General features: G+C 70.5%; 4 protein-coding genes. 3 read left to right on the forward strand and 1 reads right to left on the reverse strand.

Features of this window, described 5'->3' with window-relative positions; translation table 11 throughout:
* Positions 1–254: 254 nt before the first annotated feature.
* Positions 255–1388, reverse strand: coding sequence for an ornithine cyclodeaminase (locus AC27KI_RS21235; protein ID WP_487115690.1), 1134 nt, complete (start codon positions 1386–1388; stop codon positions 255–257).
* 152 nt (positions 1389–1540) lie between these two features.
* Between AC27KI_RS21235 and AC27KI_RS21240 the strand changes: the two genes are divergently transcribed.
* From AC27KI_RS21240 to AC27KI_RS21250, 3 genes are all read left to right on the forward strand, one after another.
* Entirely contained in the window at positions 1541–2002 is a 462-nt protein-coding gene (locus AC27KI_RS21240) for an Lrp/AsnC family transcriptional regulator (RefSeq protein ID WP_284397018.1), read from the forward strand.
* A 116-nt stretch (positions 2003–2118) separates the two neighbouring features.
* Positions 2119–2742 carry a CDP-diacylglycerol--serine O-phosphatidyltransferase gene (pssA, locus tag AC27KI_RS21245; RefSeq protein WP_284430412.1) on the forward strand — a complete coding sequence of 208 codons (624 nt, stop codon included), beginning with the start codon at positions 2119–2121 and terminating at the stop codon, positions 2740–2742.
* Between the two features lie 293 nt (positions 2743–3035).
* The coding region (locus tag AC27KI_RS21250) for a septum site-determining protein MinC (protein ID WP_487115692.1) at positions 3036–3335 on the forward strand (300 nt) is incomplete at its 3' end.

The raw sequence follows: 3335 nt of genomic DNA on the forward strand, positions 1-3335 counted from the left end.
CCCCATGGCCGCGCCCAGGCGCGCGGCGCCGGCGTCGGTGGGGGCGCCGATGAGGGTGGCGCGCGTGTGCGGGGCGGGGGTTGCGGTGTCGGTCATGGGTTCATCTCCTGGAAACGCACGGCGTGCGGGCGCCGTGGCGCCAAAGTTTTCACCCGCATGCGGTTTGGCGGCATGCGGAAAACGGCATGGGACGCGTGCAGTGTGCACGCGGACGGTGACGATGGGTGGCGTGTCCTGGCGCGGCCCACCCGTGCTTAAAGCGCTTCCGCCAGGTGGGCGGCGGCCTGCACCAGCGGGGGGGCGCCTGCGGGCGTGCCCAGGGCGATCCACGGCTGGATCTGGGCGTACAGGTCCTTGGGGTCGGCCTGGTCGGGAATCAGCTCCAGCGGCTGCAGCAGGCCCTCGCTGCGGCCCAGGGCACGCATGAAGCGCAGGGCGGAATAGTCCTCCAGCGCAAAGCCCACCGAGTCGAACACGGTGACCTGCGCGGGCGACGTGCGGGCCGGCGCCTCGCCGCGCACCACGCGCCAGAACTCGGTCACGGGGAAATCGGCAGGCATCTGCTGCAGGTCGCCTTCGATGCGGGTCTGGGGCTCGTACTCCACGAACACGCTGGCCGCCCGCAGCACCTCGGCCGCCAGTTCGGTCTTGCCGGGGCAGTCGCCGCCCACGGCGTTGATGTGCATGCCAGGCTCGACCAGGTCGCCGTGCAGGATCGTGGCGTAGGCCTTGTCGGCGGTGACGGTGGTGACGATGTCCGCGCCGCGCACGGCCTCGGCGGTGCTGGCGCAGCGGACGATCTCCAGTTCCCCCCGCGCCACCAGTGGCGCGAGGTTGGCCGCCAGCTTGGCCGTGGCGGCCGGGTCGATGTCGTACAGGCGCAGCTCGCCGATGCCCAGCAGGCCCACGAAGGCAAGCGCCTGGAACTCGCTCTGCGCGCCGTTGCCGATCAGCGCCATGCTGCGGCTGTCCGGGCGGGCCAGGTAGCGCGCGGCCATGGCCGACGTGGCCGCGGTGCGCAGCGCCGTGGTCAGGGTGAGCTCGCTCAGGAAGGAGGGGTGGCCGGTGGCCACGTCGGCCAGCGCGCCGAAGGCCATCACCGTGGGCAGGCCGTGGCGGGTGTTGACCGGGTGGCCGTTCACGTACTTGAAGGCGTAGTCGCGGGCGTCGGCGACGGGCATGAGTTCGATGACGCCATTGGGCGAATGGCTCGCGGTGCGCGCGGACTTGTCGAAGTCCTGCCACCGGGCGTAGTCCTCTTCGATGGCCTGCGCCATGCCGCGCAGGCATTCCACCACGCCGGTGCGGCCGACCAGTTGCGCGGCGCGCGTGGCGCTCAGGAATTCGGTGGACATGGTGCCGGGGATGGGGCGTTGGTCGGGGGTCATGGGATCGGCTCCTCGTCGGTGGGCGCGCCACGCGACGGGTGTCGGGGCGGCATGGGGTTCCCAAGCGTCCCACAAGGGCGCGCCAATTCAAATCGGCAAAAATGCACGCATAAGCGCAAAAAACTGGCTTTTTGCTCAAAGGAATTGCCGAAATGGACAATATCGACCAGCAACTGATCGCCCAGCTGCGACACAACGCCCGCGCCAGCGTCGCCACGCTGGCCACGCGGCTGGGCGTGTCGCGCGGCACCGTCACCAACCGCATCCGCCGGCTGGAGGACACGGGCGTGATCGTCGGCTACACGGTGCGGCTGCGGCCCGAGCGCGAGACGGGCGGCGGACTGCAGGCCTGGACCAGCATCTCCATCGAGGGCAACGACGCGCGCCGGGTCACGGCCTCGCTGCTGGGCGAGCCCAGCGTGCTGGCGCTGCACAGCACCAATGGCCGCTGGGACCTGCTGGCCGAACTGCAGGTGGGCAGCCTGGCGGAGCTGGCGCACGCGCTGGAGCGCATCCGCCTCATCAAGGGCATCAGCAACACCGAGACCAGCATCCACCTGGAGACCGTGCGCGCGCCCATCGCGTCCGGCGGGCGCGGCACGGCCGGGCCGTAGCGGGCCCGTAGGACATGCCTGACGGTGCGCCCCTCGGGGCGCCGCCCATAATCGGCAGGCATTGCCACCGCCGCCTTCCACGGCGCGCGGCGGCCGCCACCCACCCAGGAGAGTCCATGTCCCAGTCCACCCCCAAGCGCTTTTCGATGATCCGCGAGTTCCACCTCGCCGACTGGTTCACGCTGGGCAACGCCGTGTGCGGCGTGGGGGCGCTGTTCTCGTCCATGACGTTCCTGGAGACCGGCGAGGTGCGCCACGTGTACTTCGCCTGCGCGCTGGTGCTGGCGGCGCTGATCTTCGACGTGCTGGACGGCCGCATCGCGCGCTGGCGGCAAAAGTCCTCGGCCATGGGGCGCGAGCTCGATTCGCTGGCCGACGTGATCTCGTTCGGCGTGGCCCCGGCCATCATCGCCTATGCCTGCGGCATGCAGGGCCTGTACGACCGCATCGTGCTGGCGTACTTCGTGGCCTGCGGCGTCTCGCGCCTGGCGCGCTACAACGTCACCGCCGAAACGCTGTCGGAAGGTTCTGGCAAGGTCAAATACTTCGAGGGCACGCCGATCCCCACCTCCATCGTGCTCGTGGCCCTGATGGCGCTGGCCGCCGCCCTGGGCGCGGTGCGCGAGCACCTGTGGTTCGGCAGCGTGGTGCTGGGCGGGTTCACGCTGCACCCGCTGGTGCTGCTGTTCGCGCTGTCGGGCTCGCTCATGATCAGCCGCATCCGCATTCCCAAGTTCTGATTGGGGGCAACGGGCTTCGGGAGACGAAGTTTTGCTATGAAAATAATAGCTTCATGCCGGTGATTTGATTGCGCTGAGGCCCGATTCGATCCAGGGTGCCGGCGCCTGCCGCACGCGGCCTGCAAGCATGGGCTTGTCCGGCCGGGCCTCGGCGCCAAGGTGCCTGCCCCATGCGGCGCGTGGCGCGCGGATACGTCCCGCGACAGGCACCGGCGGGCCCCCACGGTACACTTCGCGCCTTCGGGCCGGGCGTACCGCTCCCCCTTTTTTCCGCACCACGCACCCCCCCTTCCATGGCCGTTGACACGGCGGGCCAGGCCCGCACCAGCTTTGACCTCAAGAGCGCCCAGCTGCCCGTGGTGGCGGTCGTGCTCAAGACCACCGACGTCGGCGTGCTCGCCGCCGACCTGGCCGCACGGCTGGAGAGCGACCCGGACTTCTTCGACAACGACCCCGTGCTGATCGACCTGGCCGGCGTGCGCGAGGCCGGCGACGCCATCGATTTCGACGCCCTGTGCGCCGCGCTGCGCGGCCACCATACCCAGCCCGTGGCCGTGCGCGGCGGCAGCCCCGCGCAGATGGAGGCCGCGCAC

The sequence above is a fragment of the Acidovorax sp. KPB24-03 genome, from assembly GCF_057546605.1.